The sequence below is a fragment of the Alphaproteobacteria bacterium genome (assembly GCA_016870095.1).
In the GTDB taxonomy this organism is placed as follows: Bacteria; Pseudomonadota; Alphaproteobacteria; order Paracaedibacterales; family VGCI01; genus VGCI01.
The window spans coordinates 29,200-50,992 of record VGCI01000011.1 but is presented as its reverse complement, the minus strand read 5'-3'; the positions used below and the strand labels follow the sequence as shown (position 1 = coordinate 50,992).

Sequence of the window (21,793 nt, the reverse complement as noted above, 5' to 3'; positions counted from 1 at the left end):
TGATAGCTTCAGCACCGAAAGAACATAGATCAATCAATGATTCTATTGTGTTGCAGGGAAACATAAGCTCTCTCCATTAAACAGAAATCCTAAATTAAAAACTGGACCTATTGTGGGGGGCTTGACAAAGTCGATTTGAGGTTATACAATTTCCAGATCCTAAAGAAGAAACACTTCTGGAATATGCTAATCAACTTTTGAGGAGAGCAAAAAGCAATAGTATTGATCCAAAAAAAATAAAAGCACTTACGAGTTTTCGAGAGGTTGACAGATTTGTCTCTTTAGAAAAAAACAAGTAAAGCGTAGACAATATTTAAACACTACAATAATTTTTAGTCGTAAAAAACGGAAGGTTATCATGAAAAAAATAACTCTACTTACACGAATTGTCATATTTTGCACGCTATGTAATCTTTCTCAATCTGTCCAAAGATTGGATGAACATGATGTTTTAGGTGCCAGATATTTTGTTGGACTATCTTACGATACTGCTAAGTTTGAGAATAATCCATTTTATAATGAATATGGTTTTAGACAGCATGATCCATTTGGTGTTTATGTTGACGCGTCTTATCTGCGTCAACATAAAACAACTCATTCAATACCTTCGGAATTAATTGTTCAGTATAAAGATAGTCAATTTAGAGAGGGTCTTTAAGGTCTGATAAATGAATAAACTTGCGGGTTGGAATGTAGAGTTGCGCCAATTAAACCGGAATGTACCGCAGAGCTTAGATTCTAAATTATTTCAAAAAGGAAACAATATTGTGCGAGTAATAAAAAATATATTTTTAGGGTTAATAAGTGTTGTATTTATGATATCTGAAACCTATTCAGGTCGATATGATAATTTGGAGGGAATACTTTCACTTTCCAAAAATGATATTAATCACAAGATGTTTGAGATGAGAAGAAAAGATAAAGCGGAAGAAGAACAATGGAAAAATAAAATAAGATATAAAGATCACCATAAATACATGGTTGAGTTGGCTGGCACCAGATACCAAAGTGAATATTCTAGTGAAAGAGACTTTGTTGTGAGTGCATTAAATGGAAATTTAGAAGAATGTGTATCGCTTCTGGATAGGGGCATAGATATAAATGCAAATAATAATGTGGGGAATGCTATTGGAGTGGCAGCAAGAAATAATCATCTTGAATTATGTAAAGTCTTAATTAGGCGCGGCGCGAATATAGACATATTTAATATTGAGGGTGAAACGCCGCTAATGTTGGCTGCAAAATTTGGTAATGTTGAAATTTTAGAACTGTTAATTATGAATGGTGCTAGCATTCATTTGACAAGACCCGGGGTTAATTTAACATTTATCGATTACCTTACAAAAGAAGTCTGCGATAATAATTCAAAAATGATTAACTTATTAGAACGATATGGATTAAGAAAAACTGAGATTGAAAAAGCAAAACCTTCAGGTCTAATAACAGCTAAAGAAATAAATACAATTTTCGTTGATACGTCTCCTCTTACTGCGCCCAAATCTAACAAGAGCTATAATGATAGTACTTTCTCGCCTGGGTGTACAATGCAATAAGCATTCCCACAGTAGTTCTAATGAGAAAGAAGTGTTAAGCCTCCAGTAGGGGGCTTTTTTGAATTGGTCTTCCCAATTAATGGAGAGAACTTTTTGTTCCCTACAACGGCCAACCTCATTGAATAAACTCAAGCCTCTTGAGGCTAATGAAATTACTTTAAGAGCAGATGGTTTTTAATTTAAAGAGCTTTGAGACCTGACCTCATTGGAATAGCAGCAACAGATCTTGATTAAAGTCTTACCTTCTGTCAGGGTATAAAATGTCTCAACGTTCAACAATTCATCTCGCAAAAAATTCTTTAAATCGTTCGGTAATTCCAACTTCCCAACAGACTTTTGCAACTATCTTTCTATTGCCAAGAAAAATCTCAATTTCTATAAAATGTCCCATAATTTGATTGGTCTCAAGTTTCTTTCGATATATCTTGCCTACTTTTTGATATAGATCCTACCTCATTTTCTTGACCTGCTAAGAAGTCAGGACAGTATCTTACTGATGACTGGCATAACTCTAAGAACCAAAGAACATACGTGCATTTTCTAAAATATGATCAAACTGCTCCGAACATTCATAGTCTTTCTTGACATATCCCTTATCATCGAGCTTAACATTTTCTATAAAGCTACCGCCCAAGAAAGCTTGGTAATCTTCCCCGTTTTTTCCTCCAATATTTGTTTTAGGAAAAAGATTAAGGAAATTTCGGCCAACTAAGCCAGTTGGAGTTTTGAATTCATTGCCAGGAGCAATTAATATACTATTATTATAACCAAGCCCCTTTGAGTCTTTATCCTGATTACAAAGAAGCATATAATGGCCGAGAGTTGGTGCATACCTATTTTCTTCTCCCGTTAATCTTCCTGCCAGAGCTCCAGCACAGTTAAAAACGATTTTTGAAGAAATTTCGTCAAAGGAGTTAATGTGCTGTTGCTTAATAACAATTTGATGTCTATTTAGTTGTTTATGAAGAAGAGATTGAAAATGAGCAGTATTGACAAACATTCCATCTTTATAACAGTACATATTGTGAGATTTATCCGTATCTTCAATTTGCAACCTTACTTCAAACCCCGGAGACATAAGGTCATTTTCTACATAAGTTTCTAGGGCTGGGCTTTTACCCCCAACACGATAAATAGGTAATCTTCTAACTGTCTCATCGGTATCCTCTATAAAAGGGTGTGTGCCACTGGTACATTGGGAAAATCTTTTAAAAGATTTAATGCAGAATTCTTTATATCTAAGAGATTCCGGATGCTGGCTATCAATGGAAGCTGCAATAAATCCACCCGCATTTGGTGTCGCTGAGGCAGTCATTTCGTCTGTTATCATGATTATATTTTTATAACCACGCGTTTTTAAGTGCAACGCTGATAAACTTCCAATTAGTCCTGATCCGACTATCGCAATTTCAGTTTCCTTGCCATGCTTAAGAAAACTACCCATCTCTTTTTCTAAGCGTTCGATTTGATATTCTACCGCCCCCTCTCCTATTGTAATCCCTGATCCCCCAAAACCACTTGTCGTAATTACAAGCTGGCCACCATGAGATTTAAATCCTAGATCATATGGTTCTTTATGCCCTGGACGAACACAAATTCCTTTCTTTTGTATCCTATCTACATCTAAGCAGGGCGCCTTATAATAGTGCGTAACTATTTTACTTTCTTCTTCCTCCGCTAGAATGAGGGAATTTGAATAAAAAGTTACAATTAATGTAATGAAAAATTTTAATGGTCGTTTGTGTATAAAGGATTTTAAATTAATCATGGCACTCTCCTGAAGTTGAATTTATCAAAACGGTTAAAAAACTGTCATTGGCTATTATTGATTAACTCGAGCTCTTTGTTAACAACCTTTAAGCGCGAATTCATCCAAGCAATTTTGGGATGAGTCTTTTGATAGTATTTTTGATGATTTTCAAGACTATGTTCAATTAAGGCTTTTGCTTTTTCGTAATTTTTTAAATGCAAATAAATATTACCCAGTTGTGCCGAGACCCATGAAAGTCTTATATTATCCTGTTTGAATATATTTTTATGAAGCTGGACACTTTCTTCAAGTAAAATTCGGGCTTTTTCATGATACCCCATTTTGCTATACGTGTTTGCCAAGTGCATCATAACCCAGGGAATTCCAACATGATTATTGGGAAGACATTTCTTATAAATTGCGAGGCTTTTCTCCAGTTGACTTTTGGATATTTCAAGCTTACCTATTTCTCGATTAACGATGCCTAGATGGGCAAGAACCCAAGAAATTTCAATATGATTTTCTGGAAGATGTTTCTTGAGAAGAACAAGGCTTTTTTCTAACAAATCACCTGCTTTATCATAATTGCCAATATTGTAATTAAGAATGCCTAGGTGCGCTAAAGGCCAAGACTTTCCAACATAGTCGTCGGGAGAATATTGATCATAAATTTTGAGACTTTGTTCAAGAAGTACTTTAGCTTTCTCATAGTATCCAAGTTTTCTATAAACATTTCCCAGGTGACAAGAAGTGCGGGCTATATAATTGTAATTATCTGAAAAGTGCAGTTTAGAAATTCTAAGAGCCCTTTCTAACAATTTCTTCGATGTATAGTAATCTCCCGTAATTCTGTATACTGCTCCTAAATGTATTAATGCCAAAGGAACGGCAGGATGGTTTTCAGGAAAATTCTGTTCCAAAATATCTAGACTTTTTTGGTGAAATTCTATTGATTTTGTATGTTCACCAAGAATTGCATAAAGACTTCCTAAGTTTGTTAATGTACTAGCTATATCATTGAAATTTTGTGGTAAATACTTTTCATAAATTGCAAGGCTTTCTTCTAATAATTTTTTAGATTCTTCATATTTACCTAAAATCTTATAAAAATTACCTAAAGAATTTAAGGCCATTGAAAATAATTTATAGTCTTTTGGGAGATGTTTTTTGGATATAACAACACTTCTTTCAAAATAATCTTTAGCTTTCTCATAATTTCCTAAGTTAAAATACACACTACCCAAATATATTGATAACCTTACAATTCTAGAGTGATTAATATTTTGTAAATTATTAAAATATTCAATATTATTTTCTAAATAATTTTTTGCAATAACAAATTTGTTTTCATAATAATATATTATACCTAACTCACTAGTAATGATGTGCTTATACTCATCGTTGATAAGATTTGTAAAACTTAAAAAAACATTAATGTGACTTACAAAATATTTTAGCTTTAAAAATTCTTCTTTATCTACAGCATCAATTATATAATAGGCAAAGATTCTTGTAATGCGCTTCAATAATTCGTTTCTTTTTTCTAGAGGTAGTGCATCTAAAAGATAGGGTAAAATAATCGCTTGCGTGCTTCGATGGAGAGAAAATGTATTATTCTGCGATGATAAACTATCCTCACCAGTCAGCAGTGAATATTTTTTTAAATGATAGATAAAATTATCAACAATAGTTTTTTCTTTACATCTGTGCAATAAGTCTCTTGGAATATTTTGAGAGCCTATAAGGCTTATAAAGAGCAATAACTCAGAAAAATCTTTGTTGGCATTAGTCAATTTTTTTAATGAAGTTGCAATAATATTATAACGAGTTTTCGTATAGTTGGTTGAGTCTTTAAGAACATTTTCCTGCATTTCTAAAAACTCATTATTACTTGTCTTCAAGAGCATTAAGTACTCTTCATAAGAAGTGCTAGTTGCTTTTAAATAATGGGCTGCCAAAGAAACATCTAGAGGAAAAGAGGGTATATTATTTAAAAACTTCTCTATCTCCCCTTTGTTAGAAAGAGAGGAGGAAGGCCCAGAACTATGATTCATAATTTTTAAAAAAAAATTTAATTTTTCCGACGGTTCTAGCTCCCCTACCTGTATGGCTAATTGTATCTGGCTATTATTTTGAATATGACTGTCTCTTGTGGTCAGAATCACTTTTCCATTTCCCCACACATTTGGGTCCGAGGGAAAATATTTTTGAATATCGCTAAATTTTTCTACGTTATCAAAGATCAACAACCAACCTGTTCGTAACTTCAGAGAATCTTTTACCAATTGAATTATTTTCTTATCTTTTTCCGCTGCCATTTTAATACCTTGAAGCTCGCGCATTACCTTTTTTTCTTCATCCGTTTTTAAAAGAGCATAAGCAAAATTTTCAAATGAATTCCTAAGACTTTCTTGAGTTTCAGCATTTATTTCCCAAACAATAGGTGATTTTTGAGAGCGTGCATATTGACGAGCAAGTGTTGTCTTCCCTGAACCACCGGGTCCGATAATAGCAATAGTTTGGATTTCAGGTGTATCCTTAAAACTGTTTGAAATTTCAGCAATAAGATCGGTTCTATTCAAAAATGTGGGTTTAGAAGGGATAGGTAAGTCAGACCGAACGGAAGCTTCCCGGATTGGCGACCTCTTTATGGAAAAAATACTCCCCCCCAAAAAAGTAGTTGAAAGAATAATGAGTAGAAGGGAAGTTAGAAACCTAAGTTGCCATTTTCTTTGATAAAGAATATTAAGAAATTCAGTTTTAAGATTCCCAAAATATGATTTTGTATTTTGGATTGGCAGATAAGACTGAGTTGAGTTTGATACAATAGATTCACCAGTTTCGCCGTTATGACGCTGAATCTTTACTAGAAAGTCTTCAAAATCATTCTCTGGAAGAAGGTGCATTAGGATTTTGATGAAAGAATGATAATAGGTGCTTCCATTTCCCAATGAAACTGTGGAAAATGTTTCTGAAAAATAAAAGGGTGTAAGAGCATTTTTTGTATTCTCTTTTAAAAATATGAGAGAATCAGAATTTTCGCATTCTTCAAAAGTGAGTGAAGATATCAGCAAGTTATTCTCTACTTGTTTGTTTTTAAGCTCAGTCTGAAGGGCTTTGGGAATTACATACCGATGGTGCTTTTCTGAGCTCTTACTCGTTTCTTCCATAAAGGAGTCTAAAGAGCATGAGCCCTTTAGGCTTTGAACCGTGACTAACATACCTGCGAGTTTTAGATGCGTTTCGAATTGCTGTACAAGTGCTGAGCACTCATCATTTCCTTGCCAATAATAAATTGTAAAAGAAGGGGGTTTTTGGCGAATTTGAGCTGAAATGTCATTTAGCTTTTTCTCGAAGACGCTCCGGATCATCAGAAACTGACTTCGACGAACCTCGATATAGCAATTTGGCGGATCGATTAGGAAAACTTGTTAATATGTTTGAGTCTATGGGCCAATTAACTCAAGCTCTTAATGTTGTTATCACGAAGCAAACTGACATGACAGATACAATCTTTCAAAATGTTAGGGACGAAGCAGAAGGTGACAATGAGAATCACTTAAATCGGAACCCTCGTGTTATGGAGCTCGTTCGTTTCTTGGCAAACCATGGACCGACAAGTGTCTCCTTTTTTCCGAAACCTCTTCAGGTAGGTGCCTACCAAAATCCCAACTGTTTCCAAAGAATATTTAGGAATTTGGGTCATGCCACTCCTGTTAACACCCCAACTATTAGAGTTTCTGTGTCGCCTCAAGCTCGAGAAATTGTTAGCACTTTAGGTCAAAGGTTCAATACCTCTTTGACAGACTATATCAGAAATCAACAAGCACAACTGATTATCGACCACTGTACTCAAAGAATTAGCCATTTCCCTCTAGGGCCTATTGCGACATTGAGGGCGGAATTTGCTAATCTCCTTGGACAACTTCAAACTGTCACTCAGCTTGCTACTCCTGATAATCCAATGGATTTTGCGAATCGTTTGAACAGCATTCTCCATGTGGACAATCTGTCCCACAGAATCTGCACTCTGAAATTCTTAAGAGATATTAACAATGCAGTCACCTATGATACTGCAGCTTGGGCTGAGGCTCTTAGAGTAACGATTCAAAATATTACTTCTCTCACAGTAGCACCCCAATGTGAGTACGGTAATGGTACTCTCTTATTAAAAGGGAATTTACTAGGCTCGAGTGATGTTAATCGAGCACTAGTTGCAAGGATCAACCAACATGATACACGACCAATTCTTGCCTTAAGGGTATTTAGTTTGAACACTCTGCTGATTGACGAAAACTTGACGCTTCCAGGAACTTTGGTAGCTTTAATCTCGCCTCACACTCGAGTCTTTGGGCAAAGAATCATAAACCTTTGTGGCGCACATGGTGCTAATGGTCAGGATGGGGGACCCGGCCTTCCAGGTACGCCAGCTAGTCACGGACAACATGGAGGCCATTTATTTGGGTTTTCTAGTGTTTACGAAAACATTAATGGTCTTTCTGTTCTTACCACGGGTGGTAATGGAGGACGTGGCGGTAATGGTGGCAATGGTGCAGATGGTATTCCAGGGATTGATGGAAATTTGGCTAAAGTAACTGAGAATAGGAGTGTTCGTTATCAATCTGGCAAATACCCGGAGATAGATGAATTTTGGGAATATCATGATCAGGGAACCGATGGAACTCCTGGCCAAAATTCTGGGCAAGGAGGGAGAGGTGGATTAGCTGGGAAAAATGGCACAGTTCTCATTGACGGTCAATGGAACAATGCAATTCAAAATGCTGTTGCTACCGAGGGGGATAATGGAATTACCGGTGTAGCAGGTATGGGGGGGAAACATGGACAGCATTGCACTGGCACTAAGAAAGAAAATAGCTGGAAACCCAGAAGGGGTGATTGGCAAAAAAACGGTGAGCATTATACAGTAGTAAGAGCCCATCTTCCCCGAAATCCAGCATCTGCTCCAAACGGGATTAATCCGCAAGGCTTCAATGATGTCGGTCAATCAAATCAACTTCTCCAAATCCCTCTCAACGGGGATGCTTTAAGGCAGGAATATAGCGATTTCTACAATGCGCAAGGAGCGGCAAATCCATTTGTTCGATCATTCCCTAATCTTCAATAGGAGAATGGATACGGAGCCTTATAGAAGCAAGATCGGGGGTAATCCAATGAGGGGCAAAACTTTTCTTATAGAATACCAACGACTTAAAGAGCGGCTTTGTGTTTAGAGCATATTAACAACCAGGAAAGTATGAGAATAATTTTACAAAAGGAAAATAGAAGATGAAAAAAAAATCACTAATCACATTAACTCTTTTGGGTGGAATTTTAACATCCTACCCACAAAGCATTTTAGCAGCAGAAAGAGCTGTTGATCCCGCTGCCCTGGAGGCTTCTGTGAATCGAGTCCAACAAAGAGTCCAAGACTTTGCTGAAGTTCATCCAGACGCAATCTGCTCAGTCGTGGTTATCGGAGCACCTAGAATTGGCAAAACTTCTCTACACCATCTTCTAGCGAACAAACCGATTATAGCAGAACAGGCAAATCCCAGAGAGTTAAGACTCCATGTTGATGCAAATAATCTATTGCCGGGTTTTAGAATCAGTCATACAGGTGAGCGGGGTACTTTAGAACCTTGTATGTGGTATGATCCACAAAATAGGCTCAAACTTTTCGATTTTCCAGGAAATAATGATCCAGAAGGACCTCAACAAGTTATTCTGAATGCTATTTTTGCTCATCAATTAATTCAGAATCAAGCAAATGCAAAAGTATTATTTGCTCTGGCTGAAAATGACCTTGATGGACCAGGGTATGAGAACCTTTCCGAAAAATTCGGGAGATTAGTTGATATGTTTGAATCAATGGATCAGTTGAAACAAGGGCTTAATGTTGTCATCACTAAACACACAAATTTACCAGAAACAATTTTCCAAGAAGTTTTACAGGAAGCGGATGCAAACCATCGTAATCTTCTAAACACCAATCGAGATGGAAAAGTCATCAATCTTATAAGATTCCTTGCGGCTAATGGCGCAACTCGAGTTTCGTTTTTCTCCAAACCAACTCAATTAGGAGCTTATGACCGACCAGCAGATCGCCTGCGGATTCTAAATAATCTGATTGCAAACACCAATCCGATTGCTTATCCCAGAGTGAACATTGCCGTTACACCCCAAGCGCGGGAGCTTGTTGGAAATTTAGGGTTAAGGCTTAATGCATCTCTTGCAGAGTATATAAGAATAGAAGAAGTAAGATTGATAACAAATCATTGTATGCAAGAGATAATCAATCTAGCCCCAAACGACATCACCGCTTTAAGAACAGCAATGGGAAATATTGCAGGACAACTCAATACGATTGTTCAACAAATTTCCCCCGATAACCCTTTGAATTTTAGCAATCAACTCAATGGACTACTCCAAGCAGATCGTATTACCGCTAGGATTAATACGATTACCTTTCTAAAAAGGATTAACGATGCAGTTAACTATGATACTCAAGCTTGGGGAGCGGCACTTAACGGTGGAATTCAGCAAGTGACTTCCTTAAGTGCTGCCCCTGCAGCTAATGTTCAAGGAATTCTTCCTTCCTATGAATATGGGAATGGCATTCTAACATTAAGAGGTACGATTCTGGGAACAAGCGACGTCAATAGAGCTGTAGCCCAATTGAGAGCTAGCGGAAATAATAATCCCATCAACACGTTGAAAGTTTATAGTTTCAACACCCTTCTAATTGATGCAGACCTTAGATTCCCGGGAACACTAACATGTTTATTGTCTCCTCACTTACGCGTAGTCGGCCCAGCAAGAATCCTTAATCTATCAGGAGCCCATGGCACAGTTGGAGATAATGGAGCTATGGGAGTTCTTGGCGTTAATGGGGGCGTAGGTCAACCCGGATTACCTGGAACTCATGGTCAACATGGAGGCCATTTTTATGGAAAAGCCCATACATATGAGAATATTAATGCTCTTACGGTTAATACCATGGGGGGCAATGGAGGACGTGGGGGCAATGGTGGCAATGGTGCAAACGGTATCGCAGGGAATGATGGGGTTTTATTAACAATCACAAATACATCTCAAGATAATGGTGAATACTCACTTGGGAATAACCAGTCAAGAAGATTCTGGGAAACCCACCAATTTTATGGAGACAAAGGAACCGACGGAACTCCTGGGCAAAATTCTGGGCAAGGAGGGAGAGGTGGATTAGCTGGGAAAAATGGCACAGTTCTCATTGACGGTCAGTGGAATAACCCGATTCAAAATGCTGTTGCTCAAGCAGGGGGTAATGGAGATCCCGGTATAGTAGGTGTGGGAGGGACACATGGAAGGCATTGTCAGGGAGAGGTTGTTATTGGCACAGAACAATACACACTTTTCAAGAATCAGACTTTGCATATAGGCCCTACTAAACCAGTTGAGAAAACTATAACAAATAGGGGCTATATTGCTCGAGATCCGGAACGGGCTTCCTCTGGGATTGTTCCACCTGGTTTAAATGATGCCGGTCAATTAAATCAACTTCTACAAATCCCTCTCAACGGGGATGCTTTAAAGCAGGAATATAGAGATGCCTACAATGCACAAACTGCTGCGAACCCATTTGTTCGATCATTCCCTAATCTATGAGGGATTGATTGAGAAAGAATAGACATTATGAATGACTCAGGAGGAATAAATCTCCTGAGTCTAAATAAACACTAGGAAAACCGGGATCTTCAGATTTATTTTCCTTATCTGTTCGATCGTGAACAAATGAACAAAATTGTATAATTTAAGGAGAAGGCCAATGGTATTAGAGAAAAGAATTCAAATGCAAGACAAATTTAGATTTTTTCAAGTAAAGGCTAAACTTCTAATTTTTACTGCATTGATAGGGGCAAATATTCACTCAATCAAGGGTGTAGAACCCGACGCTAATGAATGGGTAAAAAGGATACAACATCTCGCGAGTGAAAGATATACGCCAGATGCTGAGGAGCCTCAAGTTCGCTATCAGCACCAAGTGGAATTTGGCGTTTCTCACAATGACGTAGATCATGTCACCACCATTACGGCCTCTAAATACTATGTTAACGGCGATCAGCAAAAAGTACCTGTCGTTGAACAAAATGGGAAAAAACAGGAATCATTTCGTCATGCAGTCGTACCAAGTTCTGTAAAAACCTATTTCAGTCCCCAAAAAAGATATTTTGATGGAGCGCAATTATATAAAACAAATACCGTCTGTAAAGATTTTGTATACCCCGTTCAAATTCTTGATATTGATGGCCTTGAAGATTGGCATGGATACTCATCAAAAGAGTTGGCACACGGAGACGTTCTCACAACAATGATCTTATCCCCTGACACGGAAGAACTTGGTGAATATTATGACACATCTCCTTGTCAAACACACCTCCTACCAAGTTCTTACCTCTATAGTGATGGGAAAGTATTCTATCTGACTCGAGTTTATAGTGAACAATGGCATCCTATTGATAAGTTCGGACTTCCATCAAGAAGAACAAACCCATTACAGGTTCAATATGTTCTAAAAACACACAAAACACTAAAATTATCGGATGGATATAAAATCAAGGACTTTGATGGGGATTTCTTAGATGAAGGTTTTTATTCGATTGAAACTAAAGAACTTGTTCGAAAAGATGGAAATAGAAAGTTTAAATACTCCTTTGAAAATACGAACTCTGGTTCTGTAGAACTTCTGCCGCCTGTTTCTGTTGCTTGCAGTTCTGCTGAAGAAAGGCAGGATTTATACCAAGAACTCATAAATAGTAATTTTCTTTCACCATATCTTACTTCTCTAACATTTCTTGGGGACAGCACTCCCACAAGAGATCCAAATGAGTTTGTGAAGCTTGTTTCCCTTACAAAGAAATTTCCCAACCTAAGCTCTGTGGAAGTCTTAGGGCGGAATTTGATGGCCGATAGTCAATTGTTGTTAGCTCTGTCTGATGCTCCTGTGAAGAATCCAAGCCTTCTGACATTGATTAGGAGTTGCCAACAAGATACTCAGTATCTGGAAACACTTGTGAATAGTGGTAGAATTTCAACACTTTCAGCAGATAATCAAGTTATATCATTATCTGCCCTTGGAAATTTTGCTATTTATCTGACCACAGTTCACTTACCAAATTGTAAGGGGCTAATAGACAGTTTGTTTTCAACTCTAATTCAAGGACAATTGCGAGATGTCAATTTGGAAGGTTGTAGCAATATTACCAACGCTTCTGTGTTGAACCTTTCCGATAAAAATCCAGCATTAGAGGCTCTAAATCTCTCAACAACAGGTATTGTGGAGTTTTGCAAGAAAGAGGGGGGGAGATCTTCTGCAGTAACGTTTAGAAAGCTCACAATGTTAACGCTTAATGATATGGGTTCGCTTCTCGAAATTAGTCTAGAAGCGCCCTTACTCACCGAGCTCTCGGCAGACAATTCAATAAGGTTGGATAGATTAACATTGAGGAGTGCAGCTAACCTTCAAAAATTATCTTGTCAAAACACCCAAATTTTGGCCGCAGACCTTTATCGAATTTTTGATCTTAAGAAGGGAATATTCAGCCTTAACGTCGGGGGATGTTCGACAATTAGGGGGATGGATAGGAAAGTGCTTGAAACATTTTCAGATGAATACACCGAGAAGAAGTTTTATGCCAACGAAGCTGGAGTTAATGATGATCAGGTATGTGCCCTGGCGCTTAATACAAAACTCACAAATATTTCGCTATCCAACAATCCTGGAATTACGATCAGAGGCGTAATCGCTCTAGGACAGAATCGCACGTTAAAGTCTCTATATTTAGATAGAATGAGTTTTCATGAGACAGTTTTTCTCACCTTACTTGATGGTCTTAATAACAATTTAACCCTCACGGTTTTGAGTCTTGGAATAAAGGATGGGAATATTAGCGTTGGAACCAAAGCTCGACTTGAAGCTCTTAAAAGGCAAAATTTCAAGCTCATTGTGAATTAAAATGGCATTTAGAAAAGAGGAAAATAAAATGGATATGTCAATTCCACTAAAGCAAATCCTTATGGGTAAGTTGAAGGCATTCTCTTATCGTGTTCTGGTTTATTTTCTTTCTTTCCTTCAAGTCATGTATGCCATGCCTGTTGATGCGATGGAAGCGATGGTTAAAGAAGGAACGATTTTGGTATCCCCAAAAAACGCTCTTGCTGCTGAATCTGGTCTTTCCATCCTTCAGGTTAGTCCCAACAAAGAGGGGTTGTATTCTTTAGCCTTGGATCCTGATTTGTGGAAAGCTGACAGAGCACTCGTTCTTTTAGATGGAGAAAAGCCTATTGGGATGGTGAGTTCTGAGAAGGGTCATCTTCAATTTATTGGTGGTAAAGCCCCCATCGTTCTGGATGGCCGGTTTTCATCGCAATCAGAACTAGACAAAGAAAATCAACCGGGAGTAGAAGAAAGCGCAATCTTGAGCGCTTTGTCAGAGCAAATTAGCTCTCATGCCTACGGACCGCTGACTGTTGTGACAAAGGGGTTTTTAAAAGTCTTAGGGGGGATTTTTTCGCAAGAAGCCACCTTTGATGCCGAAAGCCTTTCCTTAGATGGAAATATCGCCTCCCACGCTCCCTGGAAAGGATGGAGTCGTAAAGGGGATCTTACTCTCGAAGGATCATTTCGAGGACTATCGGATTTATTGTTAAAAGGTAAACGCATTAATAACAATCAATCTACATGGGCACAGTCGATTCATTTAGATTTTCAAGAAGGACACAATGGACAGAAAGGAGATTTTAAAGCCGAACAAGATGTTCTTTTAGGCGTTTCGCTCTTTGAAGCCGCACCAGAAGATAAGCCAGGGTTTCGGTCTTTTACGAACCAAGGGGCCATGAGATCAAAAAGATTAGTTCAATTGATGGGAGATCATTTTGAAGGTGATAAGAATTCCCGAATATTTGCGGGTGTCTTACATCGTTTCCAAGGAGGAAAATATTCCAATTTGGGAAATCTCTACACTCCAAATATTTCGCTTATTCAATGTAACTCTGCCTATTTTGGCAATGAATTTGTCTTTGAGGGAGATCGATTCTTTACGACGACAAAAATGAGACTTGAAACAGATGCTGTACAGGGCAGATCGGCTGCAAAAATCACGGCGGCTTCTAAAGTCATGCTCGATAGTCAATCAACCTTGGTTCATAAAGGAAATATAAATGTACGAAAGGTTCCTGAGTCACAGCTTCCCTATAATCAATATGATGTTGGCCCTACCTTAGAAACATCTGAACAACCAAAACCGCAATCATCTCTGCCCTATCAAATTAACGAATATAAGAAAAAAATGGAGTTACTCAGCCTATTAAAGGGAAATGGGGTATTCTTGAGTGCTCCGAGCCTTCGTCAAGAAGGAAAAGTTTCATCTTATACAGGCGAAATGAAATTTCATGGCAAAAACATACTCGTTTCTGGTTCGACTCAGCTCGTTGACCATTTTCAACAAAACAAAATTGATATTCAAGGGGTTGATGCTGTATTAAACGGAATCTTAAAAGGTGGATACCTGACCTCAATCAATCTTGAAAATCATTTACAGTTAAACGTGCAAGAGTTGAGTACCAAACATTTGCATGCTCAAAGCAATACGGCATCCTTAAGTGGATCTGTGGTGGCTGACAGAGCCAATATCGAAACCAGGACAATATTAACTCAAGAACCGTCAAGTCGCTTCACGGTAAAAGATGCCTTATTAAGAAGCGGGAAGTTCCTAACATCTGACGGAATTAATACGATTGAGAATTGTTTGACCCTTCAAGCTCCTGAACTTCTTCATATGGGGCTTACTCAAGCTTTGCAGTTTTTTCTTTTGGGTGAAAACGTGAATTTATCTGGGGAGGTGCTGGTTAAACTGATCAAAGCCCAAGCGGAGAGTACGTTTTCTCATCATGCTCAAACAACGGCATCACATGCACAGTTTGAGGGTAAAACTGTCGGCCTCCATAAGACTATTAATGCGGATTCACTCGTTTCAACCGCAAGGGATTCCTTGCAAACGGATGCAACAATACAGAATGCCAGAGAAGTAAGTCTAAGCGGTGAAAATTCCGTAAGAGTTGGGGGGAGCCAGGAACACTGTGGAGCGGTGGACATCAGGACAAAAGGACAAGGATTACTTACTGGTGTGATTCAAAGTCGTTCGCTTCATGTTCAAGGGCAAGACTTAGGTGCATCCGGTCATAATGATATTTCTGAACATTTAAGCATGGTAGCTCATAGAAACCTTGATGTTTCATCAGATGATACAGCCACTATCCTTCAATATTCTGCTGGAAGGAATACTTCTCTGTCTGGCAACAAGACGGGTGGTAGTTTAGTGTCTGTTTCTCAAGGTTCAGCAAATATAGCTGCTAACGTAAATCTTACTGGCAACGCTTTTTTTCAAGGAAACGAATCATTAGCAGTTACTGACCGCCTTAAAGTAGGTGAAACGGTATATCTGAATTCCAATGGTGCAGTTTCAACATCTGCAATAATTAAAGCTCATAACCTTGGAATTCAGGGTTTTGATGCAAAGATGACCGGGGAAAACAATATAGCAGCTGCTTTGGAAGTAAATGTCCGACACGACCTTGAGAATACTGGAGCAGACAAGGCTAAGCATCAACACTATTCTGCTGGCAATACTATGGACCTTGCAGGTCCCAAGGAGGGATCAACTTTTGTAGCTATTGCTCAAAATCGTTTGAAGTCAGAGGCGGATCTCAAGACAATAGACTTGACGCTTTTACGGGGTGTTAATGAAGCGTCAATAGGAGGTGAAATCAAGTCTCAAGGCAATAGCCACATTGAATCAAATGGCTTAGCTAGTGTTACGGCAAATGTGACAAGTAACAACCATAGTGTGCAGGCAAAAGATGTAAGACAATCAGGGAATGCAGAAGTTGCCAATCTGTTAAGGGTGGACGCCAGTGGAGAATTAGAAGCCATTGGAAATGATCAGGCAAAAACCATCCAATATACGGCTGAAAGTCAGATGGCGCTTGCTGGAGATAAAAAAGGAGAGAATTTAACCGCGGTAACCCCAGGTCATCTAAAATCAACAGCTAATGTTGAAATGACAGACAAACTCCATATGGAGGGAGCAAAATCACTGAATGTTGGTGAAAAGGCCATAGCGTTAGAAAAGACAACATTTAAAACAGGCGGCTTAGCCAATATTTCTGCAGATATTCAAACAAAAAATATTGGTGTTGCAGCCGAAAGCGCTGATTTGTCTTGGAAAGCAACCGCAGAGAGAACAACCGTTGTTGCAAATCAAAATATTGACCATTCAGGAGATACAAATTCAAAAGACATTGATCTTAGCGGCAAAACTGCGAATTTAGGGGGAGTCGTTAATAGTGATGGCACCCTAGCAGCTCAATGTGATGATATCGCGACTACCTGGAATGCAGATCTGAATAAGCTTACAGTTGATGGAAATAATTTAGCCCTCGGAGGAGAAACTAGGGCAAAAGAAGCTCTTCTCCATTCGCAAGATACATTGCACCTTAAAGATTCCGTAAATATTCAAGATCTAAAAGCTCGTGCGAAGCACCTTGTTCAAGATGGAGAATTGGGTGGGAAGAAAGCATTCCTTGTTATAGATGAATCGACAAAGTTTCGAGGTGATGCGGCTTTTACCGAAAGCCTAGTTAATAAAGCAAAGAGTATAAGCCTTGAAGATGCCCAACTTAAGGCACCTGTCTTGGGACTCCTTGCAGACCAAATGGCTGCCAAGAATAGTTCGCTAACAGCAGATGTGGCTTCAATTGAAGTAAAAGAGGGGAAGCCCGATCTTAGAGACCTGACTATAAAAGCTAATGAACAGTTCAACCTAAGGGCTCCAGAAGCCCAGATTGATCCCAGCAAAATAACCGCTGGTTTGATCAAACTTCACTTAGCCAAGTATGAAAATGGCATTGAGAGCGTCAAAAGACTGATCGATGAATTGGTGCACTGTGACAGCGTTTGTATAGATGCTCGTGATTTAACATTAAACTTGAATCTACCGACCGTTTGGCATCGAAATGTTGCCTTAGCACTTTATAAAGTTGCCATCAACGCATCATTAAAAAGTTCTGGTTCCATTGAGGTTGTATCAGAAACGGGAATTGATGTTTCGGATTCCATAATGGGAAAAAATATTCATCTTCAAGCACTTAAAGAAAATATTAACCTTGATCGAGCGCTTTTAGAAGCGTTTGAAGATGTTTATCTCACAGCCAATGAGGGGGACGTCAACGCTGAGGGCAGCCTTATTAGAGGAAGAACTGGAAATGTTGCTATTGAAGCTGGTAAAGATGTTCTCTTAACTTCTTTAGTGGATCGAGAAGGAGAATCTCAGAATTACAGAGACAAAAAAATCCAAGCTGGCGCTGAAGTTGGAAAAAAACTGGACATACTTGCTGGTAGAAACATTCGATTTACAGCAGTTAAAACGAGATCTGGAACGGAAACTTCATTAAATGCAGGTCAACATACCGTTGACGCTTCTCTTCCTCTTGAATCTCAAGAAATAAGCGAGACAAAGTCGAAAAAAAAGAACACCAACACGCGGGATAAAAAAGTTGAGCACGAAGTGTCTTGCCACGAAACAGGTGGTGCTTTTACTTCTGTGGCTGGAGGATACCAGGATCTCCATGCTCCAAAAGTTAACGCAGAAGAAACTGTATTAATTAAAGGGGGACAAGGGGTAGTAATTCATGATGTTAACAATACTCATGAACACGAATCATCCTCCAAGAAAAAGGGCAATGGGCTAAAGAGCACGAAGAAGACAAATACAAGTAGCATTGACTCTCGATCTCAAGGGGCGAATCTGTCGAGCAAAGTATCAGTAGATATTGATTCTGGTGGGGATATTGCCGTTACAAATCTTGCAAGTCACACTCCCAAAACAACTCTTGCAGCCCTTACGGGGATTGTTAAAATTCTTCAAGGAACGAATCACTCCTCTTCGTCTTCAATGAGTTCGAGTAAAAGCGTTGCTTGGCAAAAACAACAATCTCGTGTGGAAGAGCATCGAACCTTTGCGGCATCTAAATTTGACGGAAAACTTGAGATCAAAGCGAGAGAGACTATCGTTCAATCTGTTCAAGGCCAAACTCTAGATTTTCTGAAACAATTGGATAATCATAACGGAAAATTAACCTATGATATTCTGGAAGAGTTTCATCACGTTAAATCTCAAAAAACTCAAGGTCCGACGCAGGCACTTGCAGCTGTTGTTGCCTTGGCTGTGAGTATTTGCACAGCAGGAGCAGGTTCTGCCTTAGGGGGCATGATAACCACAGCTGGTGGCTTAACTACCACAAGCGCAGCAGGAGTGGTTACTTTAACAACTACTGGAACTGTTGTTTCAAGCATGACAGCTGCCGCTTTTACCTCTGTGTGTTCACAAGCTGCTCTTGCCCTATTAAGCAATGAAGGGAATGTACTTAAAGCTGCAAAAAGCCTTGCAAGCAGCGATACTTTGAAATCGATGGGCATTTCTGTTATGACTGCCGGTTTAACGGCAGGTATTGGAGATAAGTTGGGCATTGAAACAAGTGCTTCCAAACTAGCAGCCATTACAAAGGTAGATATGAGTGCCGGCATTACAGCACACTTAAGAGCAAACCTTTTGAAAGGTGCTATTAGTGGCGGTATGGGTATTGCTCTGGGGGGTGAAAATCTGGATGAAGCCCTGATGCAAGGTCTTCGGGGTTTGGCAGCTGGTGTAATTGGGGGAGTAGGTGCCAATAAACTTGGTGAAGCTTATAATATCAATACGCAAGACATAGATGCTGTTTCTCATAAGCTTCTTCATGCTTTTTTAGGAGGTGTGACCGGAGGAATATTAGCCAAAGACATTGCAAAAGGGGCTCTTGCAGGAGCTATTGGAGCGCTTGTTGCCGAAACTGTAGCCGATCTTCTTGCACCAGATAAACCATCATTGATTAAGAAAATTGAAGCCGCCCGAAAGGCAAAAGGCTCTGACTTGAGTTATCAAGAAGTAGAAAGTATTTCTAGGCCAGAGTTGGATGTTTACGCCAATAAGGCAGATATTGCTGCAGATTTGAGTAAAATAATAGCTGCCACAAGTGCCTTACTAACAAAACAAGATGTTAATATTGCTATTGGTACAGCGACCAATGCAATTGAGAATAATTTTTTGCCTGCTGTATTTTGGGTTGGAATGACTGCATGGAAGATATATAGCGTATACGGAATATGTGAAAGGCTTGTTGAGGCATGTGAAAACAATGACAAGGAAGCAGCTGCAAAGATTATCTTGCTGGATGTAATCCCTACTGTATTAGCGGGAACAAAAATTGGACCGGCTTTTGACGCAATTGGCGTTGCCGACGAAATTTATGCATCTTATCAACAAAACGGCATAGAAGGTGCTGTTATGTCCCTTATGGTCAACGGAACCAGAATGATACAAGGAAAAGGAGTAAAAGGTAATAAGGCAAACCACAATATTCCTCAAAAACCAGGAGCGGACAAACACGGAATTCCACCAAAATCAGAAAATATTGAAGCTCTAGATTTAGCAGGGACAACCAAACAACTTTCTAAAGAATCCTCTTTGACAATTCGCCCAGGTCAAGAGTGGAAGTTAAAAATTCAAGGAAATGCCCAAAAAACAAAAACACCAGGCCATGCCCTTGAGTCGGCAAAGCAAGCGATTAGGGATGCTAAGGATCCTGAGATTGGTGCCGTATATCTCAATAACGGTTACCATAAGGCTTTGAGAGCACATGGAATTGATACAAAATTAGAAAGCAACCGACTTCCTGATGTACTAGCTGTCTCAAAAGATGGTAAAAAAATGAGAGCGACAGAGATACAGTCCAAGAGTGATATTGAAGACGTATTAAGGGGAAGAAATTTAAAAGTTCGTGATCAATTAAAACCAAATGATGTAACATTGGAAGTAGATGTTAAGAAAATTCCTACATGGGATTATAAAAAAGGAATGCCAAAATAATGATTGGATGTTTGGCTCTATATGATTTTGATGTGACTCAGTTTAAGATTAAAGAGTGGGTTGCGTATGGGGAAGAGTGGATGGCCAAAAATGGGTACCCACCTAATACCATAGGTTTTTCGCCACAAACTAAATATGTTCTTTTTAATAACGGAAAGCAAAGGCTAGAAAAAGAAGGATATGAAAGAGAAACTATTTCTTTTAATGGGGGGGGAGAACCAAAAACAAGTTATAATTGGATGCTAATGGCCTATTTTTCCATTGATCATAGAACGACATATTTATGCTTTGATGAAGACACAATTCCCTTTTCTTATGGAGTGTTAGAACAATTACTCGTTGATCTTTGTCAATTATGCTCCCCAAAGTATGGGATTGGATTTATGCGTGATGAAAAACATGGCCCAGATGCGTATGCAATTGGCTTCTCTCAGGGTTTAAAACTTGCTTATGAGAATCCAGAACACGGTAAAGAAAGAGAGCGAATTTCCAAGTGGCTTGATGTTTATAGAGGTAAAGAAGGTTATCAAACCGGTGACCTACGCGATATCTATCCCTTTAATGTCCTCAGTCAGGCGCATTTGAATAGACTGATCAATGGTCATCGATTCCAAGATTGGGTGCAAGCCTCAACAGAACGTGGTCAATTGAAACAAATTTCTGAGACGGTTTCGACTTGGTGGGTGGAACCAGAAAATATCCCCTATGTTCGCGAGGTCTTGGCGCCAAGTGGTATGATTTTGTGTCTTTAGATTTAGCTTCTCCTTTTGTATCCATATAACAGGTAATATCTTCGAACCGCCGGCCCCATAGTTGCGGCCGCCTCCTTGTTTGGGGATCAGCAACCAAATTATCAAGCTGTTAGGGCACGGTCATGCATGGACCTGCCGCACAAGTCAAGAAGTATTTTTTGATGTAGTATAAAGCATCAGTCATGCATCCGGCCTTTTTTATAGAGGTGTTATTGATTCTCTTGGAACTAATGGATATTCGAACCTTCTGTATCCCTTCATATAAGCGGCTTTACATATAAGCCCTTATATTCGCGAATTCTGCAAAAGGGATTGACTCTTCCCCATCAGGTTATATTCTTTCGTGCTCACCTGGTAGGTATTCCTTTAACTCTCCTGTTTATTAACACTTTCTTTTACACTTGTTTGAGGCAATTGCCTTCTTCAAAGCTGTCTTCTTGTAGTTATCTTGGTAACAATATCCCGAGGATAATAAAGCCAATACAATCCGAGTCATCTTATTGGCAAAGGCAACAATACTTTTATTGTGGCCTCAACGATCAGCAACATTTTTGGATCATGTCAACAAAGGCGATAAGCTTTCTTGTTTTTTATGCTTAAGAGTTTTCAAAACAGAGTGAGCTCCAGGAATAAGAAGAGACTGCAAATACCTTTCTTCTCGCTTACTTATTCTTCCCAGCTGTACTTTAACCGGTAGAGTATTATTGAGAGACTAAATCTAGCCAAGCTGCTAATGCCTGC

General features: G+C 39.0%; 9 protein-coding genes. 7 read left to right on the top strand and 2 right to left on the bottom strand.

Translation table 11 applies throughout. The features are described 5' to 3' along the window. Positions 1 to 358 precede the first annotated feature (358 nt). Positions 359 to 658: a hypothetical protein gene (locus FJX03_07930; GenBank protein MBM3633608.1), complete on the top strand. Its 300-nt coding sequence runs from the start codon at positions 359 to 361 to the stop codon at positions 656 to 658. 10 nt (positions 659 to 668) lie between these two features. After that, positions 669 to 1,553, top strand: a complete 885-nt coding sequence (locus FJX03_07925) for an ankyrin repeat domain-containing protein (GenBank protein ID MBM3633607.1) — start codon at positions 669 to 671, stop codon at positions 1,551 to 1,553. 511 nt (positions 1,554 to 2,064) lie between these two features. On the opposite strand, the gene FJX03_07920 is transcribed toward FJX03_07925, so the two are convergent. Together FJX03_07920 and FJX03_07915 are read right to left on the bottom strand one after the other, a co-directional pair. Next, positions 2,065 to 3,321: an FAD-dependent oxidoreductase gene (locus tag FJX03_07920; GenBank protein ID MBM3633606.1), complete on the bottom strand. Its 1,257-nt coding sequence runs from the start codon at positions 3,319 to 3,321 to the stop codon at positions 2,065 to 2,067. A 44-nt stretch (positions 3,322 to 3,365) separates the two neighbouring features. Continuing rightward, positions 3,366 to 6,674 carry a tetratricopeptide repeat protein gene (locus FJX03_07915; GenBank protein MBM3633605.1) on the bottom strand — a complete coding sequence of 1,103 codons (3,309 nt, stop codon included), beginning with the start codon at positions 6,672 to 6,674 and terminating at the stop codon, positions 3,366 to 3,368. A gap of 65 nt (positions 6,675 to 6,739) precedes the next feature. On the opposite strand from FJX03_07915, the gene FJX03_07910 reads away from it, so the two are divergent. The 5 genes from FJX03_07910 (at position 6,740) to FJX03_07890 (ending at position 21,052) form a co-directional block, all read left to right on the top strand. Continuing rightward, the gene (locus FJX03_07910; protein MBM3633604.1) at positions 6,740 to 8,428 is read left to right on the top strand and encodes a hypothetical protein; all 1,689 of its coding nucleotides are present in this window, start codon (positions 6,740 to 6,742) and stop codon (positions 8,426 to 8,428) included. Positions 8,429 to 8,589: 161 nt separating this feature from the next. Further along, entirely contained in the window at positions 8,590 to 10,947 is a 2,358-nt protein-coding gene (locus tag FJX03_07905) for a hypothetical protein (GenBank protein ID MBM3633603.1), read from the top strand. A 160-nt stretch (positions 10,948 to 11,107) separates the two neighbouring features. Next, positions 11,108 to 13,294 carry a hypothetical protein gene (locus FJX03_07900; GenBank protein MBM3633602.1) on the top strand — a complete coding sequence of 729 codons (2,187 nt, stop codon included), beginning with the start codon at positions 11,108 to 11,110 and terminating at the stop codon, positions 13,292 to 13,294. A gap of 1 nt (position 13,295) precedes the next feature. Continuing rightward, positions 13,296 to 20,300, top strand: coding sequence for a hypothetical protein (locus tag FJX03_07895; GenBank protein ID MBM3633601.1), 7,005 nt, complete (start codon positions 13,296 to 13,298; stop codon positions 20,298 to 20,300). Beyond that, the gene (locus tag FJX03_07890) at positions 20,300 to 21,052 is read left to right on the top strand and encodes a hypothetical protein (protein ID MBM3633600.1); all 753 of its coding nucleotides are present in this window, start codon (positions 20,300 to 20,302) and stop codon (positions 21,050 to 21,052) included. The genes FJX03_07895 and FJX03_07890 overlap by 1 nt, the downstream gene beginning before the upstream one ends. The last annotated feature ends 741 nt before the right edge of the window (positions 21,053 to 21,793 follow it).